15 protein-coding genes are annotated in these 17,187 nt (G+C 49.7%); 14 read left to right on the forward strand and 1 reads right to left on the reverse strand.

Going from position 1 to position 17,187, the window contains the following annotated elements:
• Window positions 1-144: 144 nt before the first annotated feature.
• On the reverse strand, window positions 145-2,010 hold the full coding sequence (locus tag ACJMM9_RS05325; protein WP_405324504.1) for a S8 family serine peptidase: 1,866 nt from the start codon (window positions 2,008-2,010) through the stop codon (window positions 145-147).
• Between the two features lie 277 nt (window positions 2,011-2,287).
• Between ACJMM9_RS05325 and ACJMM9_RS05330 the strand changes: the two genes are divergently transcribed.
• The 14 genes from ACJMM9_RS05330 (at window position 2,288) to ACJMM9_RS05395 (ending at window position 17,122) form a co-directional block, all read left to right on the forward strand.
• On the forward strand, window positions 2,288-4,222 hold the full coding sequence (locus tag ACJMM9_RS05330; RefSeq protein WP_405324506.1) for a SpoIIE family protein phosphatase: 1,935 nt from the start codon (window positions 2,288-2,290) through the stop codon (window positions 4,220-4,222).
• A 95-nt stretch (window positions 4,223-4,317) separates the two neighbouring features.
• The gene (gene rpsU / locus ACJMM9_RS05335) at window positions 4,318-4,527 is read left to right on the forward strand and encodes a 30S ribosomal protein S21 (protein WP_014546541.1); all 210 of its coding nucleotides are present in this window, start codon (window positions 4,318-4,320) and stop codon (window positions 4,525-4,527) included.
• Between the two features lie 126 nt (window positions 4,528-4,653).
• Window positions 4,654-5,124 carry a GatB/YqeY domain-containing protein gene (locus ACJMM9_RS05340; RefSeq protein WP_073424949.1) on the forward strand — a complete coding sequence of 157 codons (471 nt, stop codon included), beginning with the start codon at window positions 4,654-4,656 and terminating at the stop codon, window positions 5,122-5,124.
• Between the two features lie 120 nt (window positions 5,125-5,244).
• Window positions 5,245-5,859, forward strand: a complete 615-nt coding sequence (locus ACJMM9_RS05345) for a hypothetical protein (protein WP_405324509.1) — start codon at window positions 5,245-5,247, stop codon at window positions 5,857-5,859.
• Window positions 5,860-5,866: 7 nt separating this feature from the next.
• Entirely contained in the window at window positions 5,867-7,399 is a 1,533-nt protein-coding gene (locus ACJMM9_RS05350) for a sigma 54-interacting transcriptional regulator (RefSeq protein WP_088631330.1), read from the forward strand.
• 172 nt (window positions 7,400-7,571) lie between these two features.
• The gene (locus tag ACJMM9_RS05355; protein ID WP_405324512.1) at window positions 7,572-8,462 is read left to right on the forward strand and encodes a LysR family transcriptional regulator; all 891 of its coding nucleotides are present in this window, start codon (window positions 7,572-7,574) and stop codon (window positions 8,460-8,462) included.
• A 146-nt stretch (window positions 8,463-8,608) separates the two neighbouring features.
• Window positions 8,609-9,826 carry a tyrosine--tRNA ligase gene (tyrS, locus tag ACJMM9_RS05360; RefSeq protein WP_405324514.1) on the forward strand — a complete coding sequence of 406 codons (1,218 nt, stop codon included), beginning with the start codon at window positions 8,609-8,611 and terminating at the stop codon, window positions 9,824-9,826.
• Between the two features lie 8 nt (window positions 9,827-9,834).
• A complete protein-coding gene (locus tag ACJMM9_RS05365) occupies window positions 9,835-10,791 on the forward strand; it encodes a 1-phosphofructokinase family hexose kinase (RefSeq protein WP_405324516.1) in 957 nt (318 codons plus the stop codon).
• A 10-nt stretch (window positions 10,792-10,801) separates the two neighbouring features.
• On the forward strand, window positions 10,802-11,512 hold the full coding sequence (gene mqnB / locus ACJMM9_RS05370; protein WP_405324518.1) for a futalosine hydrolase: 711 nt from the start codon (window positions 10,802-10,804) through the stop codon (window positions 11,510-11,512).
• A 100-nt stretch (window positions 11,513-11,612) separates the two neighbouring features.
• Complete coding sequence (locus ACJMM9_RS05375) at window positions 11,613-12,035, forward strand: hypothetical protein (RefSeq protein WP_405324520.1); 423 nt, start codon at window positions 11,613-11,615, stop codon at window positions 12,033-12,035.
• A gap of 14 nt (window positions 12,036-12,049) precedes the next feature.
• Window positions 12,050-12,841, forward strand: a complete 792-nt coding sequence (locus ACJMM9_RS05380) for a 1,4-dihydroxy-6-naphthoate synthase (RefSeq protein ID WP_405324521.1) — start codon at window positions 12,050-12,052, stop codon at window positions 12,839-12,841.
• 126 nt (window positions 12,842-12,967) lie between these two features.
• Complete coding sequence (locus ACJMM9_RS05385) at window positions 12,968-13,171, forward strand: hypothetical protein (RefSeq protein WP_088641383.1); 204 nt, start codon at window positions 12,968-12,970, stop codon at window positions 13,169-13,171.
• Window positions 13,172-13,415: 244 nt separating this feature from the next.
• Window positions 13,416-14,873, forward strand: coding sequence for an OmpA family protein (locus ACJMM9_RS05390; RefSeq protein WP_405324524.1), 1,458 nt, complete (start codon window positions 13,416-13,418; stop codon window positions 14,871-14,873).
• Window positions 14,874-14,884: 11 nt separating this feature from the next.
• On the forward strand, window positions 14,885-17,122 hold the full coding sequence (locus tag ACJMM9_RS05395) for a tetratricopeptide repeat protein (RefSeq protein WP_405324526.1): 2,238 nt from the start codon (window positions 14,885-14,887) through the stop codon (window positions 17,120-17,122).
• Window positions 17,123-17,187 lie beyond the last annotated feature (65 nt).

Below are 17,187 nucleotides of genomic sequence, written 5' to 3' on the forward strand. Positions count from 1 at the left end.
TACAAAAAATTACGAGGAAATTTTGATTATTTATTTAGTTTTAGTGCTCAAATGTTTATACGCCTGTAAAGCAGAAGCCCTGGAAATATTTCCAGGGCCTCGTAATTTAAAGCGGATTGTTCTTCTTAAGAATCGCAATACCCGTTACGGAACTCTCGACATGTGGAAGCCCATGATCATTTGATCGTCCGGGGCGTCGTTCTGAGTGCAAGCGAGCTTAAGAATGATCTTTCCGGATGCCGGAACCGTGAACGAATGGAGAATGTACGGTTCGCGGATTTCCTGCATGGATGTGGAAGAGTATTCATAGCTGGACTTGGAGGTGAATTCGGTGCCGTTCTGGAAGAGGTGTGCTTCCATCTTGATCGGCAACTTGCCCAGGGACTTGATCGTGTTACCCTTCATGAGCCATGTCACAGCGAGCTTGTACTTTTCGCCAGCCACTAAGCCGTCGATGAGGACGTTCTGAGTCTTGTTGTTTCCGTTGGCGTCCTTGAAGAGAGACGTGTAGTTTGCGCGGTTCCAGTAGCCAGAGAAGGACTTGTTGGATGCCATGAGGTTGAATGCCGGAACGCCCGGAACTGCACCGCCGTCAGAATCTCTGTCTTCAATGAGGCTGCCAAGAGTAGACGTCAAGAATACGGGCTTGACCATTTCCGGGTGACCCTTGAAGAACGGGTGCTTGCTCATCAAGACTGCGCCCATGGCTGCAGAGTATGGTGTCGATGCGCTCGTTCCGTTAAAGATGTCGCCGTAGGCATCCGGGAAGATGGGGTCTGTGAAGTTCGTGAGGTTCATGATATCGGGTTTCGTATTGCCGATATTGGAGTTGATGTAGTTGCTGTACGGCAAGTAGAAATAGGCCGGTCCTTCCGGAGTTGTACTTGGGAGCGGGTTCACGGCGCCGACAGTAATGACGTTTGCGGCCTTGCCCGGGGAATGGATGGTCGGTTCGGGCTGTATGCTTTCGCTCTTGAGGTTACCGGCGTTCACGAATTCAGTAACGCTGGTTTCATAGACGTAGTTGTCGTACTGGGCGTCGATGACTTCATAGTTATTGCGGTACTGGCCGTTATAGTAGAAGCCCAGGGAAGTTGTACCAATGTAGATCTTCGGGCTGAACGAAGACGGGTCAGCAGGACCGTCGTGGGTGTTCAGGACCGTGTAGTCATAACCGTAGACGTTTACGTTCGGTGCAAAAAGCTGGAGAACGCCAGTCACGCCGGTAGCGTGGTCGCTGGTGCCGGAGCATCCCGGCGTGGAGTGCTTGGACGGGTCCGGAATTTCGCTTACTCTTGCGCAACCCTGTTCCAGATAGTAGACGCCGACGTCATTTCCCTTGTATCCGTCAGCGTGTGCAAAGTTGAGCTGGGAAATTTCGAGAGCTTCGTCACGCGTTACGTAATTGGCGGTGTAATAGCCGTAGCCACGAGTGTAGTCTGTAACGGTGAGGTAGTTCGGTTCGACCTGCAATTCTTCGCTTTCGATGTAGATGGCATCCGAAGACTTGAGCTTCTTTTCGATTTCAGTAGGAGTCAAGAAAGCCCTGTAAGATTTCTTGAGCGGCTTGCGCTTCTTTGCGCGGCGCTTTTCCCAGTCTTCTGTTTTCTTGAAGAACGACTTTCTGTCGATTGTCTTGCCGTTCAGCCAGAACTTTTCTTCCTTGGAATCGCCGTTGAAGGAATAGAATGCGCTGATCGGTTCGATGTCAATGTTGTCCACCTTCAAGTCCGTGACGGTGACTTCCATTTTTGGTTCGATTTCGTCTTCAACCATGTAAACGGTGGAATCGCGGAACTGACCTTTCTTGGATTTGCGGCCGAGAATGTCGCTCTTGAGGACAACTTTTCTCTTTTGTGCGTTGATTTTTTTATTAGCCTTTTCTGCTTTGTATTTTTCAACAAATTCCCTAGCTTTGGGGGACAAGCGGTCTAGATGATTGTCGGCTAAACCTGCTTGCGCAGAGACTACTCCAGCAAGTGAAAGTACCAATAAAGTCTTGGTATTCATCCTTTTCTCCTAATTTAATTGTAATTGATTATTTTACATTTTGTTAGCAAAATGTTGTATGAATATAATTTATTCTTTGAAACAAATGAATCTAATGGGTTGTAAAATGTGAAATATTAAAAATATTTTACACAAAGTGGACTGAGCATGAGTGTGACATCGTTATTTTTACCCCTTTAAAAGCCTCTAATTTTGAAAAATGGTTTTGACAACCTCCTGATTTATTTCTATTTGTAATAAAAAACAATTTTTGTTGTAACAAAAAGAAAAGGTTTATATGGGCTTCAATATGCACGGGCTGGCGTTCAAGCAGTCCATGATGACCCTTGTTGGTTTTAGCATCGTTTTTGCGACGCTTTTTGGGGTTCTCAGTTTTCAGGTGCAGAGCAAGCTTTCGACGCTTCTCACGCAAAAAGGCGAAGAAATAAGCCTTGCGAATGTTGCCATTATAGAGAAACTTTTTGAAAAGGGAAAAGCGCTCGGTGATGAATATGCCGAGATTCTTGGCCGGGAAATGCTTTCGGGCAAAGACCTCGACGACTTTCTGACGCAGGCGGTCTTTGATGCGCGGCAGACGCTTCCGCAGGTGCTGGCTGTTGTGGTTGCCTATGAACCGGGTATGGCGCCTAAGGCAAAATGGCATCAGGAGGTGATGCGGCTGGCCCAGTATTCGGGAACTGATATCAAGCTCCTGAAGGGTAAGGATTATCTGGAGAAGACTTGGTACAAAAGCACCAAGAACTTGCAGAAAGGGCTTTGGCAAGAACCTTTTATCGGAGACTTTATCAAGGAACCCATTGCGATTTATACGGCTCCGATTTATCAGAAAGATGCTTATGGAAACACCGTCTTCGCCGGTGTTCTCTGTGTTGATATGTCGATTGCCTTCCTTAAAGAAACGGTAGCCTCGATCCCGGTGTCGAATTCCGGGTATGTTGTCGTCTTGTCTGCAAATAATACTGTTATCGCGCACCCTAAGAACGAAATTGTTTTCAAGGAGAGTTTGTCCGACCTCTCGGGAGGGATGGGAACTCGCACGGTCACGGAATTTGAAAAGGCTGTGCAGAGCATGAAGAAGGGCCTTTTCATGGGAAGTACGCCTGATGGCAAAGAGGCTGTTATTTACTTCAAGGCGATGGATGTGAATGGCTGGACGTTTATGATTGTGTGGCCTGCGCATGAATATATGGAAAGCCAGCGTTCCTTGGAAAAAATGTTTGCGTGGATGAGCGTTGCAGGCTATGTGGTGATGTTGTTTTTAATATTTGTAATTTCGTCCAGGGTATCTCGACCGCTCAAGGAACTTGCTGTAGCTGCAAATAAAATGGGACAGGGCGATTTTGATGTGGAAATCCCGCACCTCTCTGGACGCGATGAAATTGCGCAGTTCGCGTGGGCGTTCCTGAACATGCGCACGTCGCTCAAGGAGCATATCGAAAAGCAGAAGGACTTGGACCGCATTGAAAGCGAACTGGATTTTGCGAAGGACATCCAACTTGGGTTCCTTGCGATGACAGAAAAAGAGGAAAATTCAGAGGACTCGCTCCATGAACTGACTCCGTTCCTGCAACCGGCGAAGGAGGTCGGTGGTGATTTTTACGATTTCTTCAAATTGGACGACGGACGTTTGTGCGTAGTCGTGGGCGATGTGTCGGGCAAGGGCGTTCCGGCAGCGCTGTTTATGATGGTGTCGCGCATTGTGCTGCGTACGACGGCTAGAAACTTGCAGTCTGTTGTTGAAACTTTTGAGAAGGCCAATTACGAATTGGCGAAACGCAACCGCGCGAACATGTTTGTAACCGTCTGGATGGGGTTTGTCGATTTGCGGACGGGACATATTGAATTTGCGTCGGCGGGGCATAATCCGCCGGTGATCCGCCATAAGGATGGCTCGGCCGAATTTGCGAAGAGCAAGGCGGGGGTCGTTATGGCGGCTATGGAAAACTCGCGCTACAAAATGCAGACGCTTGAACTTGCTCCGGGCGATACGCTGTTCCTCTATACTGATGGCGTGACCGAAGCGACCAACGAACATAACGAGCTGTTCGGCAATGACCGATTGCTTGATGCCGTTTCGCTTGGTGGCGGGCGGGGCACTAAAGAAATTTGTCGCTTTGTCAAACGCCAAATTGACGCTTTTACAAGAAATGCTCCGCAATTTGACGACATTACCATGCTGGCAATGGATTATAAAGGGGGTAATGACCGGTAAGCTTAAAATGCTTACAAAATGTTACCCTTGACGGATTTAGAATATTTAGGTATATTTGGCTATCCAAAAACTGAATTTTTAACCAAAGGATTATCGTGATCGGCGTTATTGTTAAGTCCAACGAACCTTTCGAACGCGCACTCAAGCGTTTCACCAAGTCTTGCGAAAAGAATGGTATCATTTCCGACGTCAAGAAGCGTCAGCGTTTCGAAAAGCCCTCCGAAGAAAAGAAGCGTATTGAAACGGCTGCTCGTCGCAAGCGTCTCAAAGAGATTGCTGACCAGAACCGCAAGCGTCTCTACTAATTCGATTCAATAATCGGAATTTTGCTAAGCTTTAATGAGTTGTCGGCTGGTGCTGATGACTCATTAGGTGTTTTATAACAAATCTTCATCGCTTGGAGCGAAGCGTTATAATCGCTCGAGGTCAATATGAGTTGTGCTTTGCTTACCCAGATTCTCGACGACATCAAGACCGCCATGAAGGCTCACGATGCCGAAACTCTCGGAACTCTTCGTACGCTCCATTCTGACATCAAGAACGAAGCTATGAAGTCTGGTGCCACTCCGGCACAGATTACCGAAAGCATAACCGATGCCATGTGCATCGACGTTCTCGCCAAGAGCGTGAAGCAGAAACAGGAATCCATTGAAATCCTCAAGAAGGGCGGATTCCTGGACAAGATCCCGGCCGAAGAAGCTGTCATTGCGATCTACCGCAAGTACATGCCGGCTGAAATGACCGAAGACGAAGTCAAGGCCCTCATTGCCGAAATCAAGGCTGCAACGGGCGCCTCTTCTCCGAAGGACATGGGAAAGATCATGAAGGAACTTTCCCCGAAGGTCAAGGGCCGCTTTGACGCCAAGCGCGCTTCTGCCCTCGTGCAAGAAGCTCTTAAGTAACCGCTCGCTTCGATGGCGTCGTCATGGCGGACTTTGATCCGCCATCTAGTCGAGCTTTGTCATGCCCGCCACTGAGCGGGCATCTCTTTTTTATACAGCAAAAAAAATTATATTGTTTGTATGGTAAAAAAGTTTTGTCCTGTCATCGCTTTGTTTCTTGTGTCGCTTGCTGCGGCTTCCGACATTTCCTGGAAAACATTTGATGTCAAGTTTGGTCCTGCATTGGGCAGCTGGACCGATGCTTCGACAATGATGTTTGGAGGTTCGCTTTCTCTTGTAAAACCGATTACACCTTATATTGGCGCTGGTGTCATGGCTGAATTTGCGACCGATGTTTCTGCATGTGAAGATTGCGATGATTATGATTTTGATGAATTTTCTGGTGGGCTTTTGCTTAATTTGAAAGCGCCCATAAGTAATCAATTTAGTTTGGTTGCAAATTTCATGTTCCTAGTGACTTTTCGGGACGGAACTGTTGATGAACTTTATTTTTTCAATTCTGCGCCCATTGAAGCGTACGATGCGGAAGGGAATCGCATCTTGACATACACGCGGGAAAAAGACAATCACGACTATTACTTTGAATCGTTCATGTTCCGCTCGAACTTAGGCGTTTCGTGGCGCACAAAGAGTGAGTTCTTTGAATTGGAATTCTATCCTTTGGATTTTGCTGTTGTGAGAGGTGGTGATGCGCGCATGACGTTCTCGTTGAATGCTGTATTCCGTGTATTCTAGGTGACTCATGACTTCTGGTGAAGAACGTAGAATCCAAGAACTAGAGCTGCTCTACAAGATCAGCTCTATTTTGAACCAGAGTCTTGATTTCGAGACGGTGGCGCATCCTGTATTGCAGACCGTCGAATCGGTGATGGGCGTCGAGCATGCGACCCTCACATTGTACAACCGCCATACCGGCGAAATTTCGATTGAAATTGCAGAAGGCTTGAGCAGCCGTCAGGCGAGCAAGGGTCGCTATAAGGTGGGCGAAGGCATTACCGGCCGCGTCGTTGAAACAGGCAAACCCATCATCATTCCGTCTGTTGCGAAAGACCCGGATTTCTTGGACCGCACGGGCCGCGGCAAGACCGAAGACAAGGCGTTCCTTTGCGTTCCGATTATCATGGAACAGGAAGTCGTTGGCGCCTTGAGTGCCGACGAACACAATCCCGATGAGGCAAACCTCAACGACCAGATTCATTTGCTCGAAATCATCGCGCAGATGCTTGCCACTGCAGTGAAACTCCGCCGTCAGGCCCGAGAAGAAAACGAAATCCTCAAGGCCGAAAACGAACGTATGGCGATGGAACTCAAGGCGAGATTCCAGCCGGATAACATCATCGGAAAAACGCCCGAGATGCAGCAGGTCTATACGCAAATCGACCAGGTCGCGAAAAGCCCGCTCCCAGCGCTCATCGTGGGGGAGGTGGGAACAGGCAAAGGTCTTGTTGCAGAAGCGATTCATTTCCGTTCTGACCGCAATTTAGGGCCGTTCGTGCGAGTGCATTGCGCGGCCCTCCCGGAGTCCGTTCTGGACCGGGAACTTTTCGGTAGCGAAAAGGGCGCCCTGGTTGGCGTCGTCAACGAGGCACCGGGCCGCGTCGAGCAGGCCGAAGGTGGTACGCTATTCCTCGATGAAGTTGCGGAACTCACGCCGAACTTGCAGATAAAGTTGCTCCGCCTTTTGCAGCAGGGCGAAATGGAACGCGTAGGCGCTCGATTCCCGAAAAAAGTGAACGTGCGCGTGATTTGCGCAACGACTAAGAACTTGCAGCAGATGGTCTCGGATGGAACCTTCCGTGAAGACTTGTACTACCAGCTTCACATTGTTCCGATTTACGTGCCGCCTCTTCGCAAGCGCCGCACTGACATTGTGCTCCTGGCTGATTACTTTGTTGACCATTACTGCCGCTTGGTCGGCAAAAACGTGCGCCGCCTTGCTCGCGGTACGATCGAAATGCTCATGAGCTACCCGTGGCCGGGCAATGTGCGCGAACTTGAAAACGCGATTGAACGCGCAGTCCTCTTGACCGAAGAAGACGTCATCTATCCGCATCACTTCCCGCCGACCATCCAGACCGACGAAACGAGTGGAACGCCTGTGAGCGGAAACCTCAAGCTCATGGTCGAGGCGTACGAACGCGATATCATTTGCGATGCGCTCAAGAGCAGCAAGGGCAAGATGGCCGCTGCCGCCCGCAGCCTCTCGACCACCCCGCGTATCCTCACTTACAAAATCAAGCAGCTCGGCATCGACCTCACTGCCTTCAGCAAGTAGCCGTACCCCTCACATTGTCATCCCGGACCCCGTTCCGGGATCGCCTTACACAGTACCAATAGCAGATACGTTCCCCTTCACACTGTCATGCCCGCCCCCGAGCGGGCATCACCTTTCAACTTCCTACCGCCTACGGCCTACTTCCTACTGCTAATAACCTATATTTCTCTCTATGGAACTGACTCAGCTAAAATACTTCTTGGAGGTGGCCCGCACGGAGCATGTGACGCAAAGTGCAAAGAACCTCTGCATAGTCCAGCCGGCGCTTACGCAAGCTATCCACAAGCTCGAAGATGAGCTGGGCGTATCGCTGTTCAAAAACTCCGGGCGTAACATCAAGCTCACCGATAGCGGAAAGTTCTTTTACGAAAAGCTCCAGCCGCTTTACGAGAACATGATGGCACTCCCGGCGCTACTCAAGGAGACTGCGGATAAGCAGAATAACAACGTCAAGCTGAACGTCCTTGCGGCATCCACGCTCATCACAAGCGCTGTGATTGAGTATAAACGTGGTAATTCTGATATTGACGTGGACATTGTGCAAAATGAGGAGACAAGCGTCTTTGATATTTGCGTTCGCACTTACGCCAATTACAAGCCGGAACTTGATAATACCGAAAGCGACGAAACGTTTGTCCATTCCGAAAAAATTTTCTTGGCTGTACCCAATACGGCGCAGTACAAAAGGCTCGATTCCATTTCGCTATTTGACTTGAAAGACGAAAAATTCATTCGTCTTTATGGTTCCAAGCAGTATAGACAAATTTGTAATGAACTTTGCGATAGCATTGGATTTCATACAAATGTGACGTTCGAAAGTGATAACGCCGCTGTTGTCAAGGAAGCTGTTGCCGCTGGCATTGGCGTTGGTTTCTGGCCGGAACTCTCGTGGGGTAAAATGGACCACAAGCGAGTCAAGCTTCTTGAAATTACCGATACGGATTTCAAGCGCGATATCGTGGTTTCGCTTCGCCGTAACAAACAGGACAATTCCAAGACGGAGCAGTTCTATAATTTTTTGACGAAGTACATTCTCCAGTGCCAATCCAAAAAGCGGAAGTAACTTTACGTAGATTGCCAAAGTTTTCCAATTTTACTGTTTACAGCCTGCTATCTACTTCCAACTTCCAACTTCCTACTGTCTACTAATTGCTATCTTTGTTCTGTAACAATTAACTAATAACAATTAACTACTAACTAGTAACTAAAATGCAATTCCGTCCTGTTAAAGAACAGCTTGAAATTTTGATGCGCGGCGTTACCGACATCGTGCCGCAAGACGAACTCGAAAAGAAACTCCAGAAGTCCTACGAAACGGGCAAGCCCCTCCGTGTCAAGATGGGGGTAGACCCGACAGCTCCGGACGTTCATTTCGGTCATACGGTCGTGATGCGCAAGCTCCGCCAGTTCCAGGACCTCGGTCATACGGTCGTCCTCATCGTGGGTGACTACACCGCGCAGATTGGTGACCCGAGCGGTCGCAACAAAGCCCGTCCGCGTCTTACGCACGAACAGGTTCTCGAAAACGCCAAGGAATATCAGGAACAGTTCTTCAAGGTCGTCCGTCGCGACCAGGTCGAAATTCACTACAACGGCGAATGGTTCTCCAAGCTCCCGTTCAGCAAGGTCACCGAACTCATGGGCCAGTTCACTGTCGCCCAGATGCTCGAACGCGAAGACTTCCACAACCGCTATACCGCCAATACGCCGATCAGCCTGCATGAATTCATGTACCCGATGATGCAGGGCTACGATTCCGTCGCCATCAACAGCGATGTGGAACTCGGCGGCACTGACCAGAAGTTCAACGTGCTTCGTGGTCGCGATCTTCAGATTTTCGAAGGCATGGAACCGCAGATCGGTCTCTTCATGCCGATTTTGCTCGGTACGGATGGCAAGGTCAAGATGAGTAAGTCCATCGGCAACTACGTTGGCCTCAATGAACCTGCCGACGTTATGTACCACAAGATTTACAGCCTCTCCGACAACATTGTCGAGAACTGGTATGAACTTTTGACCAACATCCCGCTCGACGAAGTCAAGCAGATGATGGCAGACATCGCCGCTGGCAAGATGAACCCGAACGAAGCTAAGCACCGCCTTGCTATCGACATCGTGACGCAGTACTACGGTGCCGAAGCTGCCGAAGCCGCTGCCGCCAAGGAACGCGAAATCCATAGCGGTAACGCTATCCCGAGTGACGCTGCCGAATGCTCCGTCGATGCTGGCTCGTATGGCGCTCTCGACCTCCTCGTGAACATCAAGGCTTTTGCCTCTAAGGGCGAAGCCCGCCGCATGGTGCAGAACGGCGGTGTGAAGATTGGCGGCGAAAAGCTCGCTGATCCGCAGGCCCAGATCGAAATCAAGGGTGGCGACCAGCTCGTCGTCCAGGTGGGCAAGCGCAAGTTCTTCAAGGTGAACTTCTAAGGTAAGCGATGTCAAGGGAAATCTTAGTTCTCGGTTTGAATCCTGCCTGGCAGAGGGTGTTCTTTCTGGACAAGTTTACTCCAGGCGAAGTGCACCGCATCTCCAAGGTCAAGGAATACGCGTCGGGCAAGGGCATCAACTGCTGCCGTGTGTTGCAGCTCCTGGGGGGGACTCCCCGCTTGATGCATTTCCTCGGCGCCGGGAACGGAGAAAAAATCTTTGACGAGCTTTCTGCTTGCGGCATCCAGCAGGTGCCAATCTGGATTCGCGAAAACACGCGCATTTGTACGACGATTGCCTGCAACGGCGATACCACAGAGCTTGTGGAGCCATCCCCGATGCTTTCGGATTCCGAGAACGAAGACTTCACGCAAACGCTGAATGAATACTGGGATTCTACGCAGTACATCGCCTTGTGCGGAACATTCCCGCAAGGCTTTAACGCAAAGATATTCAATGACCTTGATTTCAGCGACAAGCACATCTTTGTCGATGCCATTGACGGCATTGACGAACTCCTCGCGAAAGGCGTGGACGTCCTGAAAATCAACATGCTGGAATACTGCAAGCTCCTGGAACGCATGGGCATTCCGCAGGTCAAGTCGAGTCCGCAGTTCTGGAAAATGACGGCAACAGCAGTCCTCGAACGCCTCCCGATCAAGAATCTCATCGTGACCGAGGAAGATGCCCCTGTGCGTGCTTTCCGCCTTATGGAAAAGAAGTTCCAGGGCATTCAGTTGCAGCCGCCGACCATCAACGTGAAAAACGATATTGGCGCCGGTGACTCGTTCTTTGCGGGCTGGCTCTATGCTTTTGAACAGAACCTGAGCTTCGAAAGCTGCTTGGCGAAGGCGACTGCTGTGGCAAGTGCACGTTGCGAAGTCGAACGCCCGTGGAACTTGAGCCTCGACCGCGTCGCCGAACTCGAGAGCGATCTCTCGACAAAGGTCGAACGCCTGGAATAGGAATTTGGCTATGGAGAACGACTTTGTTCCTTTGTTTGCCTTTGCGTCAAACGTGGAATTTTTTGGCGTTTTTCCAGAATGCAAATCTTTTGTTCGAAATGACATCCGTTTAGGCGAAATCGTCGAACTGCCCGAAGGGCGCGGCTTTGCCGTTGTCCTTGGCGTTGGAATGCTTGAATTTGCAACAAATTTATCAGTATTGCTCTCTCGGTTTGCTGCCGAGGGGCCTTTTTCGCATGTGGTGCTTGCGGGAATCTGTGGCGCTTACCCTGATCGCGGATTGAACGTAGGCGACGTTGTTCGCGTCGATTCTGAAGTTGTCGGGGATTTTGGCGTTGTCGAATGCGATGGCTCGTTTACGCCGTGGCACAAGGTTTGCTTAACTTCTGCAAACGGTTCTGTAACTCAAGCGTCTGCCCAGGTTTACGAATCCTCGTCGTTACGGGGTGTTCCCGCCTGGCTTTCAAAATTAAAGCCTGTTGCCGGCCTCAGCGTCAACTGCTGCACGGGAACCGCCTCCATGGCTTTCGACCGCGTACGAAGCTTCAATGTCGATGTCGAATCGATGGAAGGGGCTGCCTGCTTTTCGATTTGCCATGCCTTCTGTGTTCCCTGCTGCGAAATTCGTGCCGTGAGCAACTTTGCCACTACCCGCGACAAATCCACCTGGCGCGTCAAGGATGCCTTGGACAGGCTCCGGATGGCTATTGCTGCGATGTAAATTTTTTTCGTAGCCAAGCCTATCGAAAAATATTTTGTATCGCGTATGTTTTTCTTATGTTATTTTTGTAAATAATTTATCGTTAAACAAGGAGTTTAAAATGAAAAAAATTGTTTTTTTGGTAATGTCCGTGCTTGCTTTGGTAGCTTGCTCTTCGGATTCTAAAGTTTCCGAACCTGAACCTTTGACTATCCAGTGGTCGCTATCGGGGACTTTTGGTGGTTCCGTTCTTGATTCTCTCCGTAGCGACATGAACTTGACGGGAAATGTGAACCGTTCCGCTTCGACGACCTTGCATTTGAACGGTTATGATACGACTTATTTCGAAAACAAGATTGTTGTTGAACATGTTATGAACGGCATTAAAAGGGAAGCCGAAATCGATGAAGCCGGTAATTTTACTTTCCGCAATGCGGATGCTATCGTCTTGCAAGGGCGTAACGATGTTCGGTTTACTCCGCGAGCCAAGGGAAATGTGAATCTCAGTCCGTGGTCTGTGACTGTCCGTGCCATGGTTTATTAGTTTTCTGTATTTTTATGCAACTCTCTCTTGGTATTTCCACTTGCCCAAACGACACCTTCATCTACGAAGCTTTGCTCCAGGGGCTTGAAAATTCCCCATTTGAATGGAAAGTGACGTTTGCCGACGTACAGACCCTCAACGAGATGGTTCTGCGAGGTGAACTCGATGTCGCAAAGATCAGCGCTCAGGTTTACCCTCAAATTGCCGAAACGTACCGTTGCCTCGGTTGCGGGGGCGCCATCGGGTACGGCTGTGGTCCGCTTTTGCTCTCTTCGCAGTCCGATACGTTCAATCCTGAACTCCCGACAACGCTTCCGGGCGCAAATACGACCGCAGCGCTCCTTTTCAAGTTCTGGTATGCGCACCATTTCAAAAACGCTCCAGAACTCGAATATGCCCTCTTTGACGAGGTTTATCGGCGGCTTCTCGACAATAGCGTTTCTCAGGGTGTTACCATCCACGAACACCGTTTTACGTGGAAAAGGGACGGCCTCCATCTTTTGCAGGATCTGGGGGCGTTTTGGGAGCAGGAGACGGGTTCTCCGATTCCGCTGGGGATCGCTGTTGCAAAAAAGGAATTGGGGTATGCGGCTATCGAATCCGTTGAAAAAGAGATTCGGCATAGTCTCCAGATAGCCCGCCAAAGGCATGACCCGGTGACCCCGTTTATCGTCGAAAAAGCACAGATCGATGACGATGAAGTCATCAAGTCCCACATCGCCATGTTTGTGAACGACTTCTCCGAAAATGTTGGGGAGGCCGGTTTTCGGGCTCTTGAGAATCTGTGGCGGTTATCACACTGTTAATAAGTTGTTGAATTAACCCAAACCTATGTAATAGTTTGTAAACGTAAACATAATTTTGCAAAACGGCGAATTTTTAGCAAAAACTTTATTTATTTTCCAAAAAGCATCTTTTTTTGGAGTTTGCTTATGAGTTTAGTAAACGATCTCGAACTAGAAATTGAAAATTTCAAACGCGAATACGAGAAATTCGAACGCGGCAACAAATCTGCTGGCACACGCGCTCGCAAGGTCTTGCAGAACATCAAGAAGACCTGCCAAGAGATTCGTGTTTCAATTCAAGGTGCAAAGAAGGAGGAGGAAAAGGAGGACGATCTTCCGAGTGAGGATTGACAGATAAATTTTCCCTAAAGGCTATACCTGTGTATTTTTTACACGAAAAATGGCGTTTTTGACGAAAAGTATTTGACTAAAGTCATTTTTGAAGGTATATTCCCACATGGGTTTTGTGTTTGCCAAACTGGCAAGCGTATGTTTAACGAATTTAAGTGTTCTATGATTGGAGAAACGTAGCAGTATGACCCTAAAGAAACTGGTCTTAATTACGGCCGGGGCGATGCTTCTTTCAGGAACCGCCATGGCAAAGAATATCAACGTGCCTGGCGATTTCGCAAAGATTGCAGATGCTCTCGGAAATGCGGATGCCGGGGATACAATCCTTGTCAAACGCGGTGTTTATAATGAAAACATCACCTTGATCATGGGTGTTGTTCTTAAGGGCGAGGATCCCTTGTCTACCATCATCGATGGTGGCCGCCGTGGTCCGACCGTCATGGGTACTTCAGGCGCCGAAATGTCGCACTTCACAGTGAGGAACGGTCTCGAAGGTATCCTTTGCGAAAACGCTGCCCCTTACATTCATCATTGCTATGTGATCGATAACCACGCAACGGGTATCGGTGCTTTCATTTCTCTGCCGTGGCTCCGCAACAACGTTGTCTACGGTAACCGCTGGTCTGGTATTCTCGCTTGGGGTGCTAAGTCTCTCGATGCTTACATCGAACAGAACGTCGTTCTCCGCAACGGCTATTCCGGCCTCGCTTTGAAGGGACCGACCAACGTGGTCGCCCGTAACAACATCTTCATGGAAAACCACTATTACGGTGTGTTTGCTGACCCGGCTGCCGGTCAGACGAAGGTGGAATACAACAACATCTACAAGAACTACTATCCGTTCAACCAGTTCATCAAGGTGAACCGCACGAACGTTTCTTTGGACCCGAAGTTCAACAACCCGTCTATCGGCAACCCGAACTTCTTCTGCCAGTCCACTTCCCCGATGCTCAAGCGCGGCAAGGGCAAGCTGGATATTGGTCTTACTGCAACTGACGTCGTTAAGGAAGAAGAAGCTGTCGAAGAAACTCGCAATCCGGACACTGATGGCGATGGCCTCTGCGATCCGTGGGTTTCCGAAGAAGGTCTCTCCGAAAAGTACGCTGGCGTTTGCACCGGTTTCGATAACTGCCCGGAAGAAGCCGAAGACTTTGACGGCTTCCAGGATGACGATGGCTGCCCGGATGCAGACAACGACCGCGATGGTCTCTGCGATCCGTGGGTCGAAGCTAAGGGTATGCTCTCTCAGTACGCTCACATCTGTAAGGGTGTGGACCTCTGCCCGGAACAGGCTGAATCTCTCAACAACTACAAGGACGACGATGGTTGCCCGGATGAAGTTCCGCAGCCGCCGAAGAAGGTCTTCGTTCTTGAAGGTGTGAACTTCGAATCTGGTAAGTCCACGATTACTCAGGACTCCTACATCTCCTTGATGAAGGTTGTCGATATCATGGAAACCTTCCCCGAAGCTACTTTCGAAATTATTGGTCATACTGATAACATCGGTAACAAGGACAAGAACATGACCCTCTCCGCAGACCGTGCTAACGCTGTGAAGAACTTCCTTGTCGAAAAGGGCATTGCCGAAAGCCGTATGACAACTAAGGGCATGGGCGATACGAAGCCTGTTGCTTCTAACAAAACACCCGAAGGGCGTGCGCAGAACCGTCGTATTGAGTTCATCCGCACGGATATTCAGTAAAGGAGTAGGTGATGTTGCGTACTAGTTTCATCAAGACGTCCGTTTTTGGACTTGCCGTAGCCAGCACTTCTTTGTTTGCAGAGGCAACCTACACGCCGAATAAGTATCAGCAGAATGACTGGTTTGCCGAATTTGGTGGTAACACCTCGATGTATGTGAACCCGGCTGGAATTTCTGAAACCGATCAGCTCGAATTCAGCGCTGCATTCTTTAGCACCATTAGTGGCGAAGCTAGCCAGGAATATGTCAGCTTGACATATCCGATGGATTACAAGCACACTTTGGGCTTCTCCCTTTTCGAAAACGGTGCTTCCATCGAAGGTGGCCAGTCCTATAGCGAAATTGCCGCAATGTTCGGCTATTCCTACAGACTTTTCCACTTGCTCTCCCTCGGTGTCGATCTCTCTGTCTTGTACATCAACCAGTTTGATGAAGTCAAGCAGCTTACAGTCGGTGCTGACGTAGGTTTGAGCTGGAACCCGCTCGCTTCTTCGAAGTACGGTTACTTGCTTATCGGTGTTGCCGTTCAGAACGCCCTTGCTCCGGCTGTTAGCGAAGCTGAAGCTACCGATGGCATGAAGTTCGTGTTCATGGGTGCTGCCGATGCATACCAGATTCCGACGAATCTCAATGTGTCGTTGTTCTATCGCGGCTTCAACCGTCTCCTCGAATTCAAGGCTGAACTCTCTGTGATTGACATCATCCACGATTCTGATGAAGGTGGTAAGGGTGCTAATCTCGAAATGAGCTTCTCCTTGACCTACTATCTTTCTTCTCACCTCGGTGTCCGCGCCCGCTTCACTAAGGAAGGCTACCCGGTCATCGGTGCTACGGTTAACGTCAAGGATGTCAGCATCTTCCGTTACCTCGCTCTCGACCTCGAAATGTCTCACGACGACCTCTGGGCCAAGAAGAACCGTGGCTTTGTGTGGGCTGTCAAGCTGACTTCTCGCTTCGGTGATACTCGTGAAGAGAAGATCGGTGAAGAACGCTATCGCCGCTTGAAGATCGAACCTGAAAACGACTACCGCGCTGCTATGCGTCTGTACTTGAACCGTCAGTTCCTCGAAGCTGCCTATGCCTTCGGTAAGGTTCAGACCAAGTACCCGGCATTCCACTTGGTGGACCAGGCTGCTTTCTACAAGGCAAAGTCTTTCGAAAACCTCCGTATGCACAAGGCTGCTAAGTCCGTCTACGAAGATGCTATCAAGCGTTATCCGCAGAGTGACCAGCGCGCCAAGTACCACTTCCAGTTGATGAACATCGACTATAAGGAAGGCAAGTACACGGAAGCTATGAACAAGTATCAGAACATTGCTCAGAAGTTTGGTGAAAGCGACGTGAAGGCTGACGCTGACTACGTTGCAGGCCAGATCAAGTTCGAACAGGGCCTCTATCAGGAATCCGTCGATCTCCTCGCCTCCATTCTCCCGGGTAACGCAAACTACTTCTACGCTCGCTATACCATGGGTATTGCCAACAGCCGTATGGGCAAGTTTGACGAAGCTGAAAACTGCTTCCGCGATATTACGGAACAGCCGGTTTCCAACCAGTCTGAACGCGACCTTCAGGACGCTGCAAGAGTTAAGCTCGGCCACCTCTTCTTCTCTGGTGAAAAGCCGGACATCGCAGCCGCTGCTCAGATGTATGGCCAGGTCCAGAAGGAATCTCCGGTGTTTGACGAAGCTATGCTCGGTATTGCTTGGTCCTTCCTTAAGGTCAACAAGCCGGATGAAGCTATCAAGCCGGCTAAGTGGATTATCAGCAATCTTCCGGAATCCTTCCTCGTGTCCGAAGCTTATCTCGTGATTGGTTACTGCCACTTCATGAAGAAGAACTATCAGGACGCTCTCGAAGCCTTGACTCAGGCTGAAAAGCGTACGGAACAGCCGATTGTGTCTGTTGCTTCTCGCGACAGTGCCCGTCAGGCTTACGATGCAATGCAGAGCCAGTTCGACTCCGTTCAGGTTCTTGCTTTGGATCTCGCTCGCCAGTTGCCGACTCCGCGTGTGGAAAGCAAGCGTGAAGCTTTGCGTCCGACGTTCAACAAGGCTAACCAGGCTATTGAAGATTATGCTTCGTTCATGCAAAGGTCCATCCAGAGTGACCGCTTCGAATCCAACCGTAAGCGCATCTTGGATGACGCTGGCTTTACAAAGGCTACCCTCTTGTCTAAGATGGGTGGTGCTGGTGGCGGCGCCTCGAAGTCTGGTGCATCTGAAATGCCCTCGTTGGAGGATGACCTCTAATAGTTATAGTTGCGGGCCCGCTTAAAATCGGGTCCGTCCTTTTTATTTTTTAGAATAATCATAGG

Source organism: Fibrobacter sp. (assembly GCF_045112255.1).
Classification (GTDB): domain Bacteria; phylum Fibrobacterota; class Fibrobacteria; order Fibrobacterales; family Fibrobacteraceae; genus Fibrobacter.

What these genes read in the sequence shown, in the direction of transcription:
- ACJMM9_RS05355 (WP_405324512.1), top strand. Translation starts at nt 7,572, where the DNA reads ATGGAACTGACTCAGCTAAAATACTTCTTGGAGGTGGCCCGCACGGAG.
- ACJMM9_RS05395 (WP_405324526.1), top strand. Translation starts at nt 14,885, where the DNA reads ATGTTGCGTACTAGTTTCATCAAGACGTCCGTTTTTGGACTTGCCGTA.
- tyrS (WP_405324514.1), top strand. Translation starts at nt 8,609, where the DNA reads ATGCAATTCCGTCCTGTTAAAGAACAGCTTGAAATTTTGATGCGCGGC.
- ACJMM9_RS05390 (WP_405324524.1), top strand. Translation starts at nt 13,416, where the DNA reads ATGGCAAAGAATATCAACGTGCCTGGCGATTTCGCAAAGATTGCAGAT.
- ACJMM9_RS05350 (WP_088631330.1), top strand. Translation starts at nt 5,867, where the DNA reads ATGACTTCTGGTGAAGAACGTAGAATCCAAGAACTAGAGCTGCTCTAC.
- ACJMM9_RS05380 (WP_405324521.1), top strand. Translation starts at nt 12,050, where the DNA reads ATGCAACTCTCTCTTGGTATTTCCACTTGCCCAAACGACACCTTCATC.
- ACJMM9_RS05340 (WP_073424949.1), top strand. Translation starts at nt 4,654, where the DNA reads ATGAGTTGTGCTTTGCTTACCCAGATTCTCGACGACATCAAGACCGCC.
- ACJMM9_RS05325 (WP_405324504.1), bottom strand. Translation starts at nt 2,010, where the DNA reads ATGAATACCAAGACTTTATTGGTACTTTCACTTGCTGGAGTAGTCTCT.
- ACJMM9_RS05385 (WP_088641383.1), top strand. Translation starts at nt 12,968, where the DNA reads ATGAGTTTAGTAAACGATCTCGAACTAGAAATTGAAAATTTCAAACGC.
- ACJMM9_RS05330 (WP_405324506.1), top strand. Translation starts at nt 2,288, where the DNA reads ATGGGCTTCAATATGCACGGGCTGGCGTTCAAGCAGTCCATGATGACC.
- ACJMM9_RS05375 (WP_405324520.1), top strand. Translation starts at nt 11,613, where the DNA reads ATGAAAAAAATTGTTTTTTTGGTAATGTCCGTGCTTGCTTTGGTAGCT.
- ACJMM9_RS05365 (WP_405324516.1), top strand. Translation starts at nt 9,835, where the DNA reads ATGTCAAGGGAAATCTTAGTTCTCGGTTTGAATCCTGCCTGGCAGAGG.
- ACJMM9_RS05345 (WP_405324509.1), top strand. Translation starts at nt 5,245, where the DNA reads ATGGTAAAAAAGTTTTGTCCTGTCATCGCTTTGTTTCTTGTGTCGCTT.
- mqnB (WP_405324518.1), top strand. Translation starts at nt 10,802, where the DNA reads ATGGAGAACGACTTTGTTCCTTTGTTTGCCTTTGCGTCAAACGTGGAA.